The sequence below is a fragment of the Rhodobacter maris genome, from assembly GCF_900217815.1.
GTDB lineage: Bacteria > Pseudomonadota > Alphaproteobacteria > Rhodobacterales > Rhodobacteraceae > Rhodobacter > Rhodobacter maris.
In genome coordinates this window covers 777,764-791,344 of record NZ_OBMT01000001.1, presented here as the reverse complement: position 1 = coordinate 791,344, position 13,581 = coordinate 777,764, and the positions used below count along the sequence as shown (strand labels likewise).

Here is a 13,581-nt window from a genome sequence, read left to right as displayed (position 1 = left end):
GGGCTGTGCTATCCCTAGTGGAATGAACGCAGACCCCCGCAATATAAGCGCGAACGAGCGCCCCGTGATCCGGCAACTGGATGAAGCCGCGGCAAACCGCATTGCCGCGGGCGAGGTGGTGGAACGCCCCGCCTCAGCGGTAAAAGAGCTTGTCGAGAACGCGCTCGATGCGGGCGCGCGGCGGATCGACGTGGCCTATGCCGATGCGGGCAAGACCCTCATTCGCATCACCGACGATGGCTGCGGCATGACCGCCGAAGACTTGCCGCTCGCACTTTCGCGCCATGCGACCTCGAAAATCGACGGCAGTGATTTGCTCAATATTCGCAGCTTCGGCTTTCGGGGCGAGGCGCTGCCGAGCCTTGGCGCGGTGGGTCGACTCACGCTCACCTCGCGTGCCGAAGGCTTCGATGCCGCGCAGATCACCGTTGCGGGCGGGCAGCTTGGCCCGGTCAAACCGGCAGCGCTGACCCGTGGCACGGTCGTTGAGCTGCGCGATCTTTTTTACGCCACCCCGGCGCGGCTCAAGTTTCTGCGCTCCGACCGCGCCGAGGCGCAGGCGATTGCCGATGTGGTCAAGCGCCTCGCGATGGCCGCGCCCTATGTGAGCTTCACGCTGCGCGATGTGAGCGCGGAGAGCCGCGAGCTTTTCCGCGCCGATGCCGAACAGGGCGAGCTTTTCGATGCGCTCGCCGCGCGCCTTGGCCGGGTGCTCGGCCGCGCGTTTTCGGATAATGCCGTGCGGCTTAATGCCGAGCGCGAGGGGCTGCGGCTCACCGGCTATGCGGCGCTGCCCACCTATTCGCGCGGGGCTGCCATCGAGCAGTTCCTCTTCGTCAATCACCGCCCGGTGCGTGACAAGATGCTGCTGGGTGCGCTGCGCGCCGCCTATATGGATTTTCTCTCCCGCGACCGGCATCCGGCAGCGGTGCTGTTTCTCGATTGCGAGCCCGAGCGGGTCGACGTGAACGTGCACCCCGCCAAGGCCGAGGTGCGGTTCCGCGAGGCGGGCGTGCCGCGCGGGCTCATCGTCACCGGCATCCGCCATGCGCTGGCCGAGGCCGGCCACCGCGCCTCCTCCACCGTCGCCACGGCAACGCTGGGCGCGATGCAGCCCGAACCCGCGGGACCGCCGCGCCTCTATCAGATGGACCGGCCCAGCTATGGAGCGATCCGCAGCGCTTACGCCGCGCAGATGCCGCTCTCAAGCTTTGACGAGGCGCCGCAGCCCTTCACCGGCGCGCCTGCCGAGCCCTTCACCCCCAGCGCACGGGTCGAGCCCGTTCCGGAGGCCACGCCCGAACTCACCCGCCGTCCCTTGGGCGCGGCGCGTGCGCAACTGCATGAAAATTACATCGTCGCCCAGACCGAGACCGGGATGGTGCTTGTCGACCAGCATGCCGCGCATGAGCGCCTTGTCTATGAGCGGCTGAAAAAGCAGATGGCAGAAAAGGGCGTGGCGGCGCAGGCGCTGCTCATTCCCGAGATCGTCGAATTTTCCCCCTCCGATGCGGCGCGGCTCCTTGAGGCGGCGGCGGATCTTGAGCGCCTCGGCCTCACCATCGAGCCCTTTGGGGGCGCTGCCATTGCCGTGCGCGAGACCCCGGCGATTCTGGGCGAGATTGATGCGGGCGCGCTCTTGCGCGATGTGCTTGATGAGCTTTCCGATCTGGGGGAAAGCCTGAAGCTTCAGGCGCGCATCGAGGCGGTGCTTTCCCGCATGGCCTGCCACGGCTCGATCCGCTCCGGGCGGCAGATGCGCGTGGAAGAGATGAACGCGCTTTTGCGCGAGATGGAGGCGACGCCGCATTCGGGCCAGTGCAACCACGGGCGGCCCACCTATGTGGAACTGAAGCTCTCCGATATCGAGCGGCTGTTCGGGCGCACATGATCGAGATCGGCACGCATCTGATCGACCTTCACGACCCGCTCGTGCAGGGGGCGCTCGCGGTCGCGGCTCTGGTGCTTTTGCTGCTCCTTGCGGTGCTGCGCAGCGCCGCAAGGGCGTCTCGCGCGATGGACCCGCTCACCGGCAACCTGATCGCGCTGACGCAAAGGGTTCAGGCGCTCTCGGACGGCCAGCACCAGCTTGCGGGCGGGCTTCATCATGTGAGCGAGGCGCAGGCGGCGGCGCAAACCAAAATGCTCGCGCTGATGGAGGCGCGGCTCGCCGAGGTGAACCGCGCCATGAGCGAGAGCCTGCATGGTTCAGCCACCCGCACCGCGCGCAGCCTTGGCGCGCTGCAGGAGCGGCTTGAGGCGATTGACAAGGCGCAGGCGAATATCGAGAAGCTCTCGGGCAATGTGCTGGGGCTGCAGGATATTTTGTCCAACAAACAGACCCGCGGCGCGTTTGGCGAGATCCAGCTTCATGACATCGTGAGAAAGGCGCTGCCCTCTGATGCCTTTACCATGCAGGCCACGCTGTCAAACGGGCGGCGCGCCGATTGCCTCATTCATCTGCCCAACCCGCCCGGCCCGATTGTGGTGGACAGCAAATTCCCGCTTGAGGCCTATGAGGCGCTGCGGCGCGCCGAAAACGAGAGCCAGAAGATCGAGGCGCAAAGGATGATGCGGATCGCGGTGCGCAGCCATATCCGCGCCATTGCCGACCGCTACATTCTTGAGGGTGAAACCGCCGATGGCGCGCTGATGTTCCTGCCCTCCGAGGCGGTCTATGCGGAACTTCATGCAAATTTCCCCGAACTTGTACGCGAGGGCTTTGCTGCGAAGGTCTGGATCGTTTCGCCCACCACCTGCATGGCAACGCTGCACACGATGCGCGCGGTGCTCAAAGACGCGCGGATGCGCGCGCAGGCGGGGGCGATCCGGCGCGAACTCGCCGCGCTTTATGCCGATGTCGAGCGGCTGGGGGGGCGTGTGTCCAACCTTGACCGGCATTTTGCCATGGCGGCAAAGGACATCGAAGAGATCCGCATATCCGCCGAAAAGGCCGGAAAGCGCGCGCATCGGCTCGACAATTTCGACTTCGAGGAGCTGGCCTCCGGGGAAGGGCTCACGCCTGCCAATGTCGTGCCGCTGGAGCGCTGAATAGGCTTGCACACGAACACGTGAGCGGCGACACTGACACCGGAGGAGAGCCATAATGTTGCCGATCAGCCCGTCGAAAATTGCCCATATCATCATCCGCGCCCGCAAGTACGACGCCGATTTTCCGGGCGCCGGGCAGGGGCGCGAGCTGCGCGCTTTCATCGAAAATCTCAACGAAGACGAGCAGGCGGCGCTGACCGCGGTGATGTGGATCGGCCGCGAAACCTTTGATTCATCGGAATTCGAGGAAGCCTATGCCACGGCCAAAGCCGAGGCGACGGCGCCGACCGCGGATTACCTCCTTGGCGTGCCGATGCTGGCCGATTACCTCGAAGACGGGCTCAATGCGCTTGGCATCAGCTTTGAGGAAGCCGAGGAAGACATCAACCCTTCAGTGTGAGATCGACGGGGGTCGGGGGGCGCTGCCCCCCTGCTGCAATGCCGCCCCCCGGATGTTTTTGCCAGTCGGCGGCAAAGCCGTTTGGTGGCCCGGATCAGGCCACCAGCCGGTAGCCGCCCGATTCGGTGATCAGGAGCCGCGCGTTCGAGGGATCGGGCTCGATCTTCTGGCGCAGCCGGTAGATATGGGTCTCGAGCGTGTGGGTGGTCACCCCCGCATTATAGCCCCAGACCTCATGCAAGAGCACATCGCGCGCCACCACGCCATCCTGCGCCCGGTAGAGGAACTTCAGGATGTTGGTCTCTTTTTCGGTCAGCCGGATCTTGCGCTCTTTCGCGTCGATCAGCATCTTCATCGCCGGTTTGAACGTATACGGGCCAAGCTGGAACACCGCATCTTCCGATTGTTCATGCGTGCGCAACTGGGCGCGGACGCGGGCGAGCAGCACCGGAAACTTGAACGGCTTGGTGATGTAATCATTCGCGCCCGAATCGAGGCCGAGAATGGTGTCGGCATCGGTGTCGTGCCCGGTCAGCATGATCACCGGGCATTTCACGCCCTGCTTGCGCAGCTTCTTGCACAGCTCGCGCCCATCGGTATCGGGCAGGCCCACATCGAGCATGACGATGTCGTAAAGTGCGGCTTTCGCTTTCTCGACGCCATCGGCGCCGGAGACGGCCTCATAGACCTCGAATTCCTCGGTCGCGGCCAGTTGTTCGGCCAGCGCCTCGCGCAGGTCGTCGTCGTCATCCACCAGAAGGATCTTTTTCAATCCGGCCATTTGTGCCTCCTGCTTCGGTTTGGGCGTTTTCGTGAAGCTGGAGGCGGATCACGCCTGCGGCAAGGGGCGTGAAATCTTTCTCACGCAAGGGTGACGCAGGGCGGGGAAGTGTTTCAATTTGTTACGGGCCTCGCTATCTCTGGAGCCATGAAAACGCCCCTCGCCCTTGGTCCGAGCCCCGCCGAACGTCTCAACCGCGCCCGCGCCGATCTGCGGATGGGGTTGCCTGTCGTGGTCTCCGGCCAGCTCGCCGTGGCGGTCGAGACGCTCTCGGTGGAGCGATTGGCGGCGCTGCGCGGGCTGGGCCCGCTCACGCTCGCGCTCACCGCCTGGCGGGCGGAAACGCTGAAGGCCCGCGTCTATGACAATGATCTCGCCCGCGTGGTGGTGCCCGAGGAGGCCGATCTTGGCTGGCTGCGCGCGCTGGCCGACCCGGCCGGCGATCTGATGACGCCGATGAAAGGGCCGCTTTCCACGCGGCGCGACGGTGAGGCCACCCCCGCCCGTGCCGCGCTCCAGCTTGCCAAAAGCGCGCAGCTTCTGCCCGCGGCACTGCTCGCGCCCCTGCCCAAGACCCTGCCCGAGGGGCTCACCCATCTCGATGCTGAAGAAATCTTGCGGCTGATCTCGGCGGAGACCGCCTTTGCGCCCGTTTCGGCTGCCCGCGTGCCGATGCGTGCGGCAGAGAAGGGGCGGCTGCACATCTTCCGCCCCGACAATGGCAGCGAGGAGCATTACGCGATCGAGATCGGATCGCCCGACCGCGCCGCGCCGGTGCTCGCCCGGCTGCATTCGGCCTGTTTCACCGGCGATGTGCTCGGCTCGCTCAAATGCGATTGCGGGCCCCAGCTTGATGCGGCGCTCCACCAGATGGGCGCGGAGGGGGCGGGGGTGCTTTTGTACCTCAATCAGGAGGGGCGCGGCATCGGGCTGGCCAACAAGATGCGCGCCTATGCGCTGCAAGATCAGGGGTTCGATACGGTCGAGGCGAACCATCGGCTCGGCTTCGAGGATGACGAGCGCGATTTTCGCATCGGTGCGGCGATTCTGAAAAAACTCGGCTTTTCCGCGGTGCGGCTCCTTACCAACAACCCCGCCAAGGTGCGGATGCTCCAATCGCATGGCATCACTGTAGCGGAGCGGGTGCCGCTCAAGGTTGGGAAGAGCGCGCATAATGCCGCCTATCTCGCCACCAAGGCGGCGAAATCGGGGCATCTGCTGTAACCGGGCGCGCGGCAGCGCCTAGCCCTGCGCGTTGTACTCCCGCGCGCCGAAAATGGCCGAACCCACCCGCACATGGGTTGCGCCCGCGGCAATCGCGGCCTCGAAATCCGAACTCATCCCCATCGAGAGGCCGGAGAGTCCGTTGCGCGCCGCCATATCGGCCAGCGCGGCAAAATGGGGGGCGGGGTCTTCCGCCTCGGGGGGGATGCACATCAGCCCGCGCAGCGGCAGATCCATCGCCCGCACCTCGGCAATGAACCGGTCCACCGCTGCAGGCAGCAGACCCGCCTTCTGCGGCTCGGCGCCAGTATTCACCTGCACGAAAAGCTCCGGGCTGGCGCCGCGCATCTGCGCGAGATTGGCCAGTTTGGTGGCGAGCGAGGGCCGGTCGAGCGTGTGGATCGCGTCAAACAGCTCCACCGCCTGCCTGGCCTTGTTGGTTTGCAAGGGTCCGATCATGTGCACGCGCGCGCCAGGATACTCCGCCCGCCAGTCCGGCCATTTGCCTGCCGTTTCCTGCACGTAATTCTCGCCAAAGAGCCGTTGCCCGGCCTCAAGCACCGCCACCACCCGTTCGGGCGGCTGCACCTTCGACACGGCGATCAGCGCAACCGAACCGGGCGCGCGCCCGGCGGCCGCTTCAGCGGCGCTGACCCGCGCCGTGATCTCTGCCAGTCCCATATCGTTCCTCCGTCAGATCCGGGCCAATCCAGCACGGCAGGGCAAAAAAGAAAAGAGCGGGCCAAGGCCCGCTCTTTCCATTCCGGTTCCGAAAGATCAGAACGCGAATTTCACGCCGGCTTCGGCGAAGGTTTCTTCGTCGTAGTCGCGGTGCACAGCGCCGAGCAGCTTGACGCCGCCGCCGAGGTCGTAGGACGCGCCGATACCGAAGGAGGTGTCGCTCTTCGGAGCAGCGGTGTCGTAGTTGTCGATTTGCGCAACGTAGGCGGTCACACCCATGGCGCCGACGGTGTAGGTGCCGTAGATCGAGGTGGTGCTGCCGAGGTCGACGAGAGCCGATTCACCTTCGTTGATGTAGGTCAGGCCGGCCGAGAAGGCGTCGTTGAACGCGTATTTGCCGCCCAGGTACCACACGTCGTTGCCGTCGATGCCAGCGCCGTTCCAGGTCGCGCCAGCGGCAACGGTGATCGGGCCACCTTCGTAGGAGGCAACGAACGAGGTTTCGGTTTTGTCATTGGCAACCGAGCCAGCGACGACGCCATTGAGGTCGTAGTGGTCCGGGTTGATGAACGACGCTTCGAGGGTCACGCCGGAGATCGTGTATTTGCCATAGACGCCGACTTTGTTGCCGTTGCCAGCTTTCGACTCATAGGCGAAGAAGTCCGAACGCGAGTCACCGAAGCCGGTGTCGGTCAGGCCGATTTCGGTCGCGTAGAAGAGACCAGCGGTGTCTTCGTCGAGCGCGGTGGTGATGTTGCCGACTTGAGCGTAGAAGCCTTCATACGACACGAAGAACTGGGCGCGGTTGCCAGCGACCATCGTGTTGCTGTCGTCGTATTGCATGCGCATTTTCGCACCGAATTCCACGCCCATGTCGGAGGTGGTCGAGGCGACGATGTTCAGACGCAGGCGTTGCTCAACCCAGGTGCTGGCGGCGCCGCCCATCGGGTTCACGTCGGCGGAGGTGTAGCCCAGGCCGAAACGGCCGTAGCCCGAGATCGAGATGTCAGCGGCCGCGGCGCCGGCGGTCAGCACGAGCGCGGTCGACGCGATAAGAAGCTTTTTCATTGTTTCCCTCATTTCGCTTTAAGGTCAGCCCCAACTCAGGGGAATCCGAGTTGGGTATGAAGGCTTTTTCTCTCGCCCCGCCTGACATTGCAACGAAAACGGGACCGGCGCGGGCAAAGGCGATCTTCGTGGTGCAGCTTTGCCACAGTGCCCGGAAGGGGTCTTTGCGGCCCGGGGCGGGGGTGGCCGGGCCGGGTGCGCCGCGGGCGGGGAAAAATCTTGTCGCCCCGCGGGGCATCGGCTAGAGACAGGAAAAGCCAAGAGCTCAGCCGACGGGAGCAGTCGATCCGATGAAAAAAGCAACACTACTGCGCACCGCGGCGGTGCTGGGCCTCGCGCTGACGGTGGCGGGCTGCGGCGGCATTTCGAATGGCAAGCTGTTTTCCTGGGGCACCCCGGCCAAACCGATCACCGACCCGGATGACCCGTCCTACACCGGTACGACCAAGGAATCGCGCGGCTCGCGCCTTGGAGACCTGTTCTCGAACGAAGATGATCCGAATGTCCGGCTCGAGGTGAACCGCTATCTCTGGAACGCTTCGCTCGAAGTGCTCGACTTCCTGCCGATCGAGACGGTCGACCCGTTCTCCGGGCTGATCGTGACCGGTTACGGCACGCCGCCGGGCGGCGGGCGCGCCTATCGCGCAACGATTCACGTCAGCGACCCGGCACTCGATGCGCGCTCGCTCAAGGTGTCGCTCGAAAGCCGCGGCGGCACGGTGTCGAGCGAGACGGTGCGGGCCGTGGAGGATGCGATCCTCACCCGCGCGCGGCAGCTTCGGATCCGCGACTCGGGGCTCTGATCTCCTCAGCCGCTCACAACGCTTGCGAAAGCCCCGCTCAGGCGGGGTTTTTTGTCGCCCGGGTGGCTCGTCTCTGGACCTTTGGGGCGGCTGCGGTATAGCAGGGCGCAAGATTTCCGCCAGATTGAAGGACGAGGGGCCGCGATGTCGCGTTACGAGCCGAGCCAGAGCGAGACGAAATGGCAAGCCGCCTGGGATGCAGAAGGCGTGTTCACGGCGCGCCGCGACCCGGCCCGGCCGAAATATTACGTGCTCGAGATGTTCCCCTACCCCTCGGGGCGGATCCACATGGGCCATGTGCGCAACTACACGATGGGCGATGTGGTGGCGCGCTACAAGATGTCGTGCGGGTTTTCGGTGCTGCACCCGATGGGCTGGGACGCCTTCGGCATGCCCGCCGAAAACGCGGCGATGGAGCGCGGCGGCCACCCGAAAGACTGGACTTACGGCAATATCGCCGACATGCGCGCGCAGATGAAGCCTCTGGGCCTTTCCATCGACTGGAGCCGCGAGTTTGCCACCTGCGACCCGGAATATTACGGCCAGCAACAGGCGATGTTCCTCGACATGCTGGAAGCCGGGCTCGTCTACCGCAAGAACGCCGTGGTGAACTGGGACCCGGTCGACATGACGGTGCTGGCGAACGAGCAGGTGGAGAACGGGCGCGGCTGGCGTTCGGGCGCGCTCGTGGAGCGCAAGGAACTCACGCAGTGGTTCTTCAAGATCTCCGATTTCGCGGGCGAGCTGCTCTCGGCGCTCGACGGGCTGAAGGACTGGCCCGAGAAGGTGCGAGTGATGCAGGCGAACTGGATCGGCCAGTCGCGCGGGCTGCAGTTCTCCTTTGAGACCGTTGCGGCCCCCGCAGGCTTCGAGAAAATCGACTGCTACACCACCCGCCCCGATACGCTGATGGGCGCGAGCTTCGTGGGGATTTCGCCCGACCATCCGCTGGCCAAGCTGCTTGAGTCGCAAGACCCGGAGATGGCCGCGTTTCTGGCCAAATGCCGCCAGGGCGGCACCACCGAGGAAGCGATTGAAACGGCCGAGAAGATCGGGCGTGATACCGGCCTCCGCGTGAAGCACCCGCTCGACCCGGATTGGGAGCTTCCGGTCTGGATCGCGAACTTCATCTTGATGGATTACGGCACCGGCGCGATTTTCGGCTGCCCCGCGCATGACCAGCGCGACTTTGAATTTGCCTCCAAATACGGCCTGCCGATCAACCCGGTGTTTGTGGCCGAGGGCGCCGATGAGGCCCCGCTCACCGAGGCCTTCGTGCCGATGAAATCGGAAACCGTGCGCTATATCCGCGGTTTCGCGGGCGAGACGGTGCAGACCGGCGAAGCGGGCGTGGCCTCGGCCATCGCCTTTGCGGAAGACAAGGGCTTTGGTCAGGGCGTCACCAAATACCGGCTGCGCGACTGGGGCCTGTCGCGCCAGCGCTACTGGGGCTGCCCGATTCCGGTGGTGCATTGCGCCGCCTGCGGCGTGGTGCCCGAGAAAAAGGAAAACCTCCCCGTCCGGCTGCCCGATGACGTGGCCTTCGACAAGCCCGGCAACCCGCTCGACCGCCACCCCACATGGCGCGACTGCGCCTGCCCGAGCTGCGGTGGCGCGGCCAAGCGCGAGACCGACACGATGGATACGTTCGTTGATTCGTCGTGGTATTACGCGCGCTTCACCGCGCCCCATGCGAGCACGCCCACGGTGGCGGAAGATGCCGATTACTGGATGAACGTCGATCAATATATCGGCGGCATCGAGCATGCGATTCTGCACCTGCTCTATTCGCGCTTCTTTGCCCGCGCGATGCAGAAAACCGGCCACCTGCCTGCGAAAGCGATCGAACCCTTCAACGCGCTTTTCACGCAGGGCATGGTCACGCATGAGATCTACATGGGCAGCGTTGCCACGGACAACGTGACTGACCCGATGTTCGACAATGGAGAACTCATTCACAGAAACCGCTCGTCCTCGCGGGCCAAATACTATCTTCCCGAGGAGGTCGTGCGGTTCGAATACTCTGGGAAAACTCGGGCTCTGCGGCGGGTTTTCGTAGAGGAAAAAGGGATCGACTTCGGAGACATCTCAGCGCTCAATCAAGCTTGGGAAGACCAGTATTTCCATCACCCCCTCACCGTGAAGGATGAGGAAGACAACAATCTTGAGGTCATCCCCTCGGCGAAAATGTCGAAATCGAAGAAGAACGTGGTCGATCCGATGAATATCATCGCCGATTTCGGCGCCGATACGGCGCGGTTCTTCGTGATGTCGGACAGCCCGCCCGAGCGCGATGTGGAATGGACGGCGGCAGGTGCCGAAGCCACCTCCAAGTTCCTCGCGCGGGTCTGGCGGATTGCCAATGAAATCGCCGAAGGGGCAGGCGGCGCGGGTGGCGCGGAAGATGCCGCGCTTCTGAAAGCCACCCACAAGGCGATTGACGAGGTCACCCGCTCGATCGAGGGCTTTGCCTTCAACAAGGCCGTGGCGGCGCTTTATACGCTCACCAACGCGATGCAGAAATCGGCGGCCTCCAACGCGGTCAAACGCGAGGCGATGGCTTTGATGGCGCAGCTGATGGGGCCGATGGTGCCGCATCTGGCGGAAGACATCTGGGCCGCGCTGGGGGGTGAGGGCTTTGTGGTGCAAGCGGCGTGGCCGAAGGCGGACCCGGCGCTTTTGGTGGAAGATTCGGTGACCCTGCCCATTCAGATCAATGGCAAGCGGCGGGGCGAAGTTACCGTGCCAAAGGACATGCCCGCTTCCGAGGTTGAAAAGATCGTGCTGGCCGACGATGCTGTGCAAAAGGCGCTGGCCGGTGGCCAGCCGAAAAAGCTCATCGTCGTGCCGGGGCGCATCGTCAATGTGGTCATCTGATCGCCGGAACTTCCTGATGCTTGGCAGCGCTCTGGCGCTGGCAGGCTGTGGCTTCACGCCCGCCTATGGGCCCGCGGGAGGCGGCGGCAAGCTTCTGGGCGGGGTTGCCCCCGATGCGCCGCAAACGCGTGACGACTTCGCCTTCGTGCGGCGCATCGCCGAACGGCTCAACCCGCCCGGCACCGTGCGCTACCGGCTTGCCTACAAGATCACCACCGACAGGCTTGGACAGGCGATCACCCCCGATGGCGCCACCACCCGTTATTCGCTGACCGGCCGCGCCGAGTATCGGCTTCATGATGCGGGCAGCGATGCGGTGCTGCTGGCGGGCACCGTGGCGAGTTTCACCTCCTGGTCCGCCTCGGGCACGGTCGTCGCGACCTCTGCTGCCGAGGAAGATGCGCACCGCCGCCTGATGCGGATGCTGGCTGACCAGACCATCACCCGGCTTCTGGCGGGGGCAGGAACACTGCCGCAATGAAGCTCGCCGGTGCGCAGGCGGTCCGCTATTTCGCCAAGCCAGATCCGGCGCGGCTCGGGCTTTTGATCTTTGGCGCCGATGCGATGCGGGTGGCACTGCGCCGTCAGGAAGTGATCGCGGCCCTGATCGGCCCCGAGGGCGAGGGCGAGATGCGCCTCACCCGCCTTTCGGGCGGGGACTTGCGCCGCTCCCCCGGCCTTGTGCTTGATGCGATCAAGGAGATCGGCTTTTTTCCCGGCCCGCGCGTGGTCTTTGTAGAAGAGGCGACCGATGGCACCGCGCCCGCCTTTGCCGCGGCGGTGAAGGCCTGGGCGCCGGGCGATGCGCAGATCATCGCCACGGCAGGCGCGCTCACCGCGAAATCGGCGCTGCGCAAGGTGTTTGAGGGACATGCCAACGCCTATGCGATCGGCATCTACGACGACCCGCCGAGCCGCGAGGAAATCGAGGACATTTTGAAAAAGGCGGGCCTCGCCCATGTGCCTGCCGAAACGATGACCGATATTCTCGCGCTGTCGCGCGCGCTTGATCCGGGCGATTTCCGCCAGACGATCGAAAAGATCGCGCTTTACAAGCATGGCGATGCGACCCCGCTCACGCCCCATGAGGTAACGCTTTGCGCCCCTGCCACGGTCGAGGCGGAGGTTGATGCCGCGCTTGACCTTGTGGCCGAGGGGCGGGTGCCGGAATTCGCGCAGATGATGCGGCGGATCGAAGGGCAGGGGGTGGCGCCGGTGACGCTGGCGATCATGGCGACGCGCCATTTCCGCACGCTGCATATGGCGGCGTCAGATCCGGCAGGCCCGGGCTCCGGCATCGCGAAAATGCGCCCGCCGGTGTTCGGGCCGCGACGTGAACGCTTGCAGGGGCAAGCGCAGAAATGGGGCATGTTCCGGCTCGACGAGGCGCTCAAGGTGCTGATCGAGGCGGATCTCACCTTGCGTTCCTCCTCGCGCGCGCCGCAGATGGCGGTGATCGAGCGTGCGCTGATGCGGCTCGCCAGCATCGCGGCAAAACACTGATGACTCAAGCTCTTGTAATTGGCGCAGGCCCGGCGGGGCTGATGGCGGCGGAGCGGCTCGCGCGCGCGGGCGCGCGGGTGATGATCGCCGAGGCAAAGCCGACGCCCGCGCGCAAGTTCCTGATGGCCGGGAAATCGGGGCTGAACCTGACGAAGGACGAATCACCCGAGGCGTTCCTGAACGCCTACCAGCCGGATTGGATCCGCCCGCATGTGGCAGGTTTCGGCCCCGAGGTGGTGATGCGCTTTGCCCGTGGCCTTGGTGTGACCCTGTTCACCGGCTCGACCGGGCGCGTCTTCCCCGCAGAGATGAAAGCCTCGCCGATGCTGCGCGCCTGGCTCGCGCGGCTCGAGGGGCTCGGCGTCACGCTGCACACCCGCTGGCGCTGGCAGGGCTTTGAGGGGGGCGCTTTCCGCTTTGACGCGCCCGACGGCCGGCAGATCATCACCCCCGAAGTCGCGGTGCTCGCGCTTGGCGGTGCAAGCTGGCCGCGGCTTGGATCGGATGCGGCCTGGCTGCCCTGGCTCGCCGGGAAGGGTGTTGAGATCACACCGTTCCGCCCCGCCAATATGGGGCTGTGCGTGGACTGGTCGGCGCATATGGCGCCCCATCTCGGCCAACCGGTGAAGGGCACGGCGCTGATCGTTCCCGGACAGGGGAGCCGAGGCGAATTCGTGCTCTCGTCCCGCGGCATCGAGGGAGGCGGCGTCTATGCCATTGCCGCGGCCGTTCGCGACGGTGCGCCACTGCACCTCGATCTGCTGCCCGATCTGGACAGCGAGTCGATCGCCCATCGGATCGGTCGCACACCCGCGCGCGAGAGCCTGCCGAACCGGTTGCGCAAGGCGCTCAAGCTTGACCCGGTGAAGCTCGCGTTGCTGAACGAATGGGGGCGGCCGCTGCCCACTGACCCGCTCGCCCTTGCCCGCAAGATCAAGGGGCTCCCTGTTGCCCATCAGGGGCCCCGCCCTCTCGCCGAGGCGATCTCTTCGGCGGGCGGTATCGCGGCGGCCGCGCTCACCGAAGGGCTGGAGCTGAAAGCCCTCCCCGGGGTTTTCGTCGCGGGCGAGATGCTCGATTGGGAGGCGCCGACCGGCGGCTACCTGCTCACCGGCTGCCTTGCCACCGGGGCCGCCGCGGGGGCCGCCGCCGCCGCGCGATTGTTCCCGGCACAATCAGCCGATTGACGCAGG

Annotated in this window: 12 protein-coding genes; 9 read left to right on the top strand and 3 right to left on the bottom strand. The window is 65.3% G+C overall.

Features of this window, described 5'->3' with window-relative positions; genetic code table 11:
- Positions 1-22 precede the first annotated feature (22 nt).
- From mutL to CRO22_RS03820, 3 genes are read left to right on the top strand one after another with little or no spacing between them, the layout of a single operon-like run.
- Entirely contained in the window at positions 23-1,891 is a 1,869-nt protein-coding gene (gene mutL / locus CRO22_RS03830) for a DNA mismatch repair endonuclease MutL (RefSeq protein WP_097068745.1), read from the top strand.
- Positions 1,888-3,051 (top strand): DNA recombination protein RmuC, encoded by a 1,164-nt coding sequence (locus tag CRO22_RS03825; RefSeq protein WP_097068744.1) that lies wholly within the window; start codon positions 1,888-1,890, stop codon positions 3,049-3,051. The genes mutL and CRO22_RS03825 overlap by 4 nt, the downstream gene beginning before the upstream one ends.
- A gap of 55 nt (positions 3,052-3,106) precedes the next feature.
- Positions 3,107-3,451: a DUF3775 domain-containing protein gene (locus CRO22_RS03820; RefSeq protein ID WP_097068743.1), complete on the top strand. Its 345-nt coding sequence runs from the start codon at positions 3,107-3,109 to the stop codon at positions 3,449-3,451.
- 94 nt (positions 3,452-3,545) lie between these two features.
- Here CRO22_RS03820 and CRO22_RS03815 read toward each other — a convergent pair whose 3' ends face one another.
- Complete coding sequence (locus tag CRO22_RS03815; protein WP_097068742.1) at positions 3,546-4,232, bottom strand: response regulator transcription factor; 687 nt, start codon at positions 4,230-4,232, stop codon at positions 3,546-3,548.
- A 147-nt stretch (positions 4,233-4,379) separates the two neighbouring features.
- Here CRO22_RS03815 and ribA point away from each other — a divergent pair, with 147 nt between their 5' ends.
- Entirely contained in the window at positions 4,380-5,456 is a 1,077-nt protein-coding gene (gene ribA / locus CRO22_RS03810; RefSeq protein ID WP_097068741.1) for a GTP cyclohydrolase II, read from the top strand.
- 18 nt (positions 5,457-5,474) lie between these two features.
- Here the strand turns inward: ribA and CRO22_RS03805 are convergent, their stop codons facing one another.
- Together CRO22_RS03805 and CRO22_RS03800 are read right to left on the bottom strand one after the other, a co-directional pair.
- The gene (locus CRO22_RS03805) at positions 5,475-6,137 is read right to left on the bottom strand and encodes a YggS family pyridoxal phosphate-dependent enzyme (protein ID WP_097068740.1); all 663 of its coding nucleotides are present in this window, start codon (positions 6,135-6,137) and stop codon (positions 5,475-5,477) included.
- Between the two features lie 96 nt (positions 6,138-6,233).
- Positions 6,234-7,205 (bottom strand): porin, encoded by a 972-nt coding sequence (locus CRO22_RS03800; protein ID WP_176518530.1) that lies wholly within the window; start codon positions 7,203-7,205, stop codon positions 6,234-6,236.
- Positions 7,206-7,495: 290 nt separating this feature from the next.
- Between CRO22_RS03800 and CRO22_RS03790 the strand changes: the two genes are divergently transcribed.
- The 5 genes from CRO22_RS03790 to CRO22_RS03770 all read left to right on the top strand — a co-directional run bounded on the left by CRO22_RS03790 (position 7,496) and on the right by CRO22_RS03770 (position 13,575).
- Complete coding sequence (locus CRO22_RS03790; protein ID WP_097068737.1) at positions 7,496-8,008, top strand: DUF3576 domain-containing protein; 513 nt, start codon at positions 7,496-7,498, stop codon at positions 8,006-8,008.
- A 144-nt stretch (positions 8,009-8,152) separates the two neighbouring features.
- Positions 8,153-10,885, top strand: coding sequence for a leucine--tRNA ligase (gene leuS / locus CRO22_RS03785; protein ID WP_097068736.1), 2,733 nt, complete (start codon positions 8,153-8,155; stop codon positions 10,883-10,885).
- A 16-nt stretch (positions 10,886-10,901) separates the two neighbouring features.
- Positions 10,902-11,366 carry an LPS assembly lipoprotein LptE gene (gene lptE, locus CRO22_RS03780; protein WP_394341474.1) on the top strand — a complete coding sequence of 155 codons (465 nt, stop codon included), beginning with the start codon at positions 10,902-10,904 and terminating at the stop codon, positions 11,364-11,366.
- Complete coding sequence (holA, locus tag CRO22_RS03775; RefSeq protein WP_097068734.1) at positions 11,363-12,388, top strand: DNA polymerase III subunit delta; 1,026 nt, start codon at positions 11,363-11,365, stop codon at positions 12,386-12,388. The genes lptE and holA overlap by 4 nt, the downstream gene beginning before the upstream one ends.
- On the top strand, positions 12,388-13,575 hold the full coding sequence (locus CRO22_RS03770; RefSeq protein ID WP_097068733.1) for a TIGR03862 family flavoprotein: 1,188 nt from the start codon (positions 12,388-12,390) through the stop codon (positions 13,573-13,575). The genes holA and CRO22_RS03770 overlap by 1 nt, the downstream gene beginning before the upstream one ends.
- Positions 13,576-13,581: the final 6 nt, after the last annotated feature.

What these genes read in the sequence shown, in the direction of transcription:
- mutL (WP_097068745.1), top strand. Translation starts at nt 23, where the DNA reads ATGAACGCAGACCCCCGCAATATAAGCGCGAACGAGCGCCCCGTGATC.
- CRO22_RS03825 (WP_097068744.1), top strand. Translation starts at nt 1,888, where the DNA reads ATGATCGAGATCGGCACGCATCTGATCGACCTTCACGACCCGCTCGTG.
- CRO22_RS03820 (WP_097068743.1), top strand. Translation starts at nt 3,107, where the DNA reads ATGTTGCCGATCAGCCCGTCGAAAATTGCCCATATCATCATCCGCGCC.
- CRO22_RS03815 (WP_097068742.1), bottom strand. Translation starts at nt 4,232, where the DNA reads ATGGCCGGATTGAAAAAGATCCTTCTGGTGGATGACGACGACGACCTG.
- ribA (WP_097068741.1), top strand. Translation starts at nt 4,380, where the DNA reads ATGAAAACGCCCCTCGCCCTTGGTCCGAGCCCCGCCGAACGTCTCAAC.
- CRO22_RS03805 (WP_097068740.1), bottom strand. Translation starts at nt 6,137, where the DNA reads ATGGGACTGGCAGAGATCACGGCGCGGGTCAGCGCCGCTGAAGCGGCC.
- CRO22_RS03800 (WP_176518530.1), bottom strand. Translation starts at nt 7,205, where the DNA reads ATGAAAAAGCTTCTTATCGCGTCGACCGCGCTCGTGCTGACCGCCGGC.
- CRO22_RS03790 (WP_097068737.1), top strand. Translation starts at nt 7,496, where the DNA reads ATGAAAAAAGCAACACTACTGCGCACCGCGGCGGTGCTGGGCCTCGCG.
- leuS (WP_097068736.1), top strand. Translation starts at nt 8,153, where the DNA reads ATGTCGCGTTACGAGCCGAGCCAGAGCGAGACGAAATGGCAAGCCGCC.
- lptE (WP_394341474.1), top strand. Translation starts at nt 10,902, where the DNA reads ATGCTTGGCAGCGCTCTGGCGCTGGCAGGCTGTGGCTTCACGCCCGCC.
- holA (WP_097068734.1), top strand. Translation starts at nt 11,363, where the DNA reads ATGAAGCTCGCCGGTGCGCAGGCGGTCCGCTATTTCGCCAAGCCAGAT.
- CRO22_RS03770 (WP_097068733.1), top strand. Translation starts at nt 12,388, where the DNA reads ATGACTCAAGCTCTTGTAATTGGCGCAGGCCCGGCGGGGCTGATGGCG.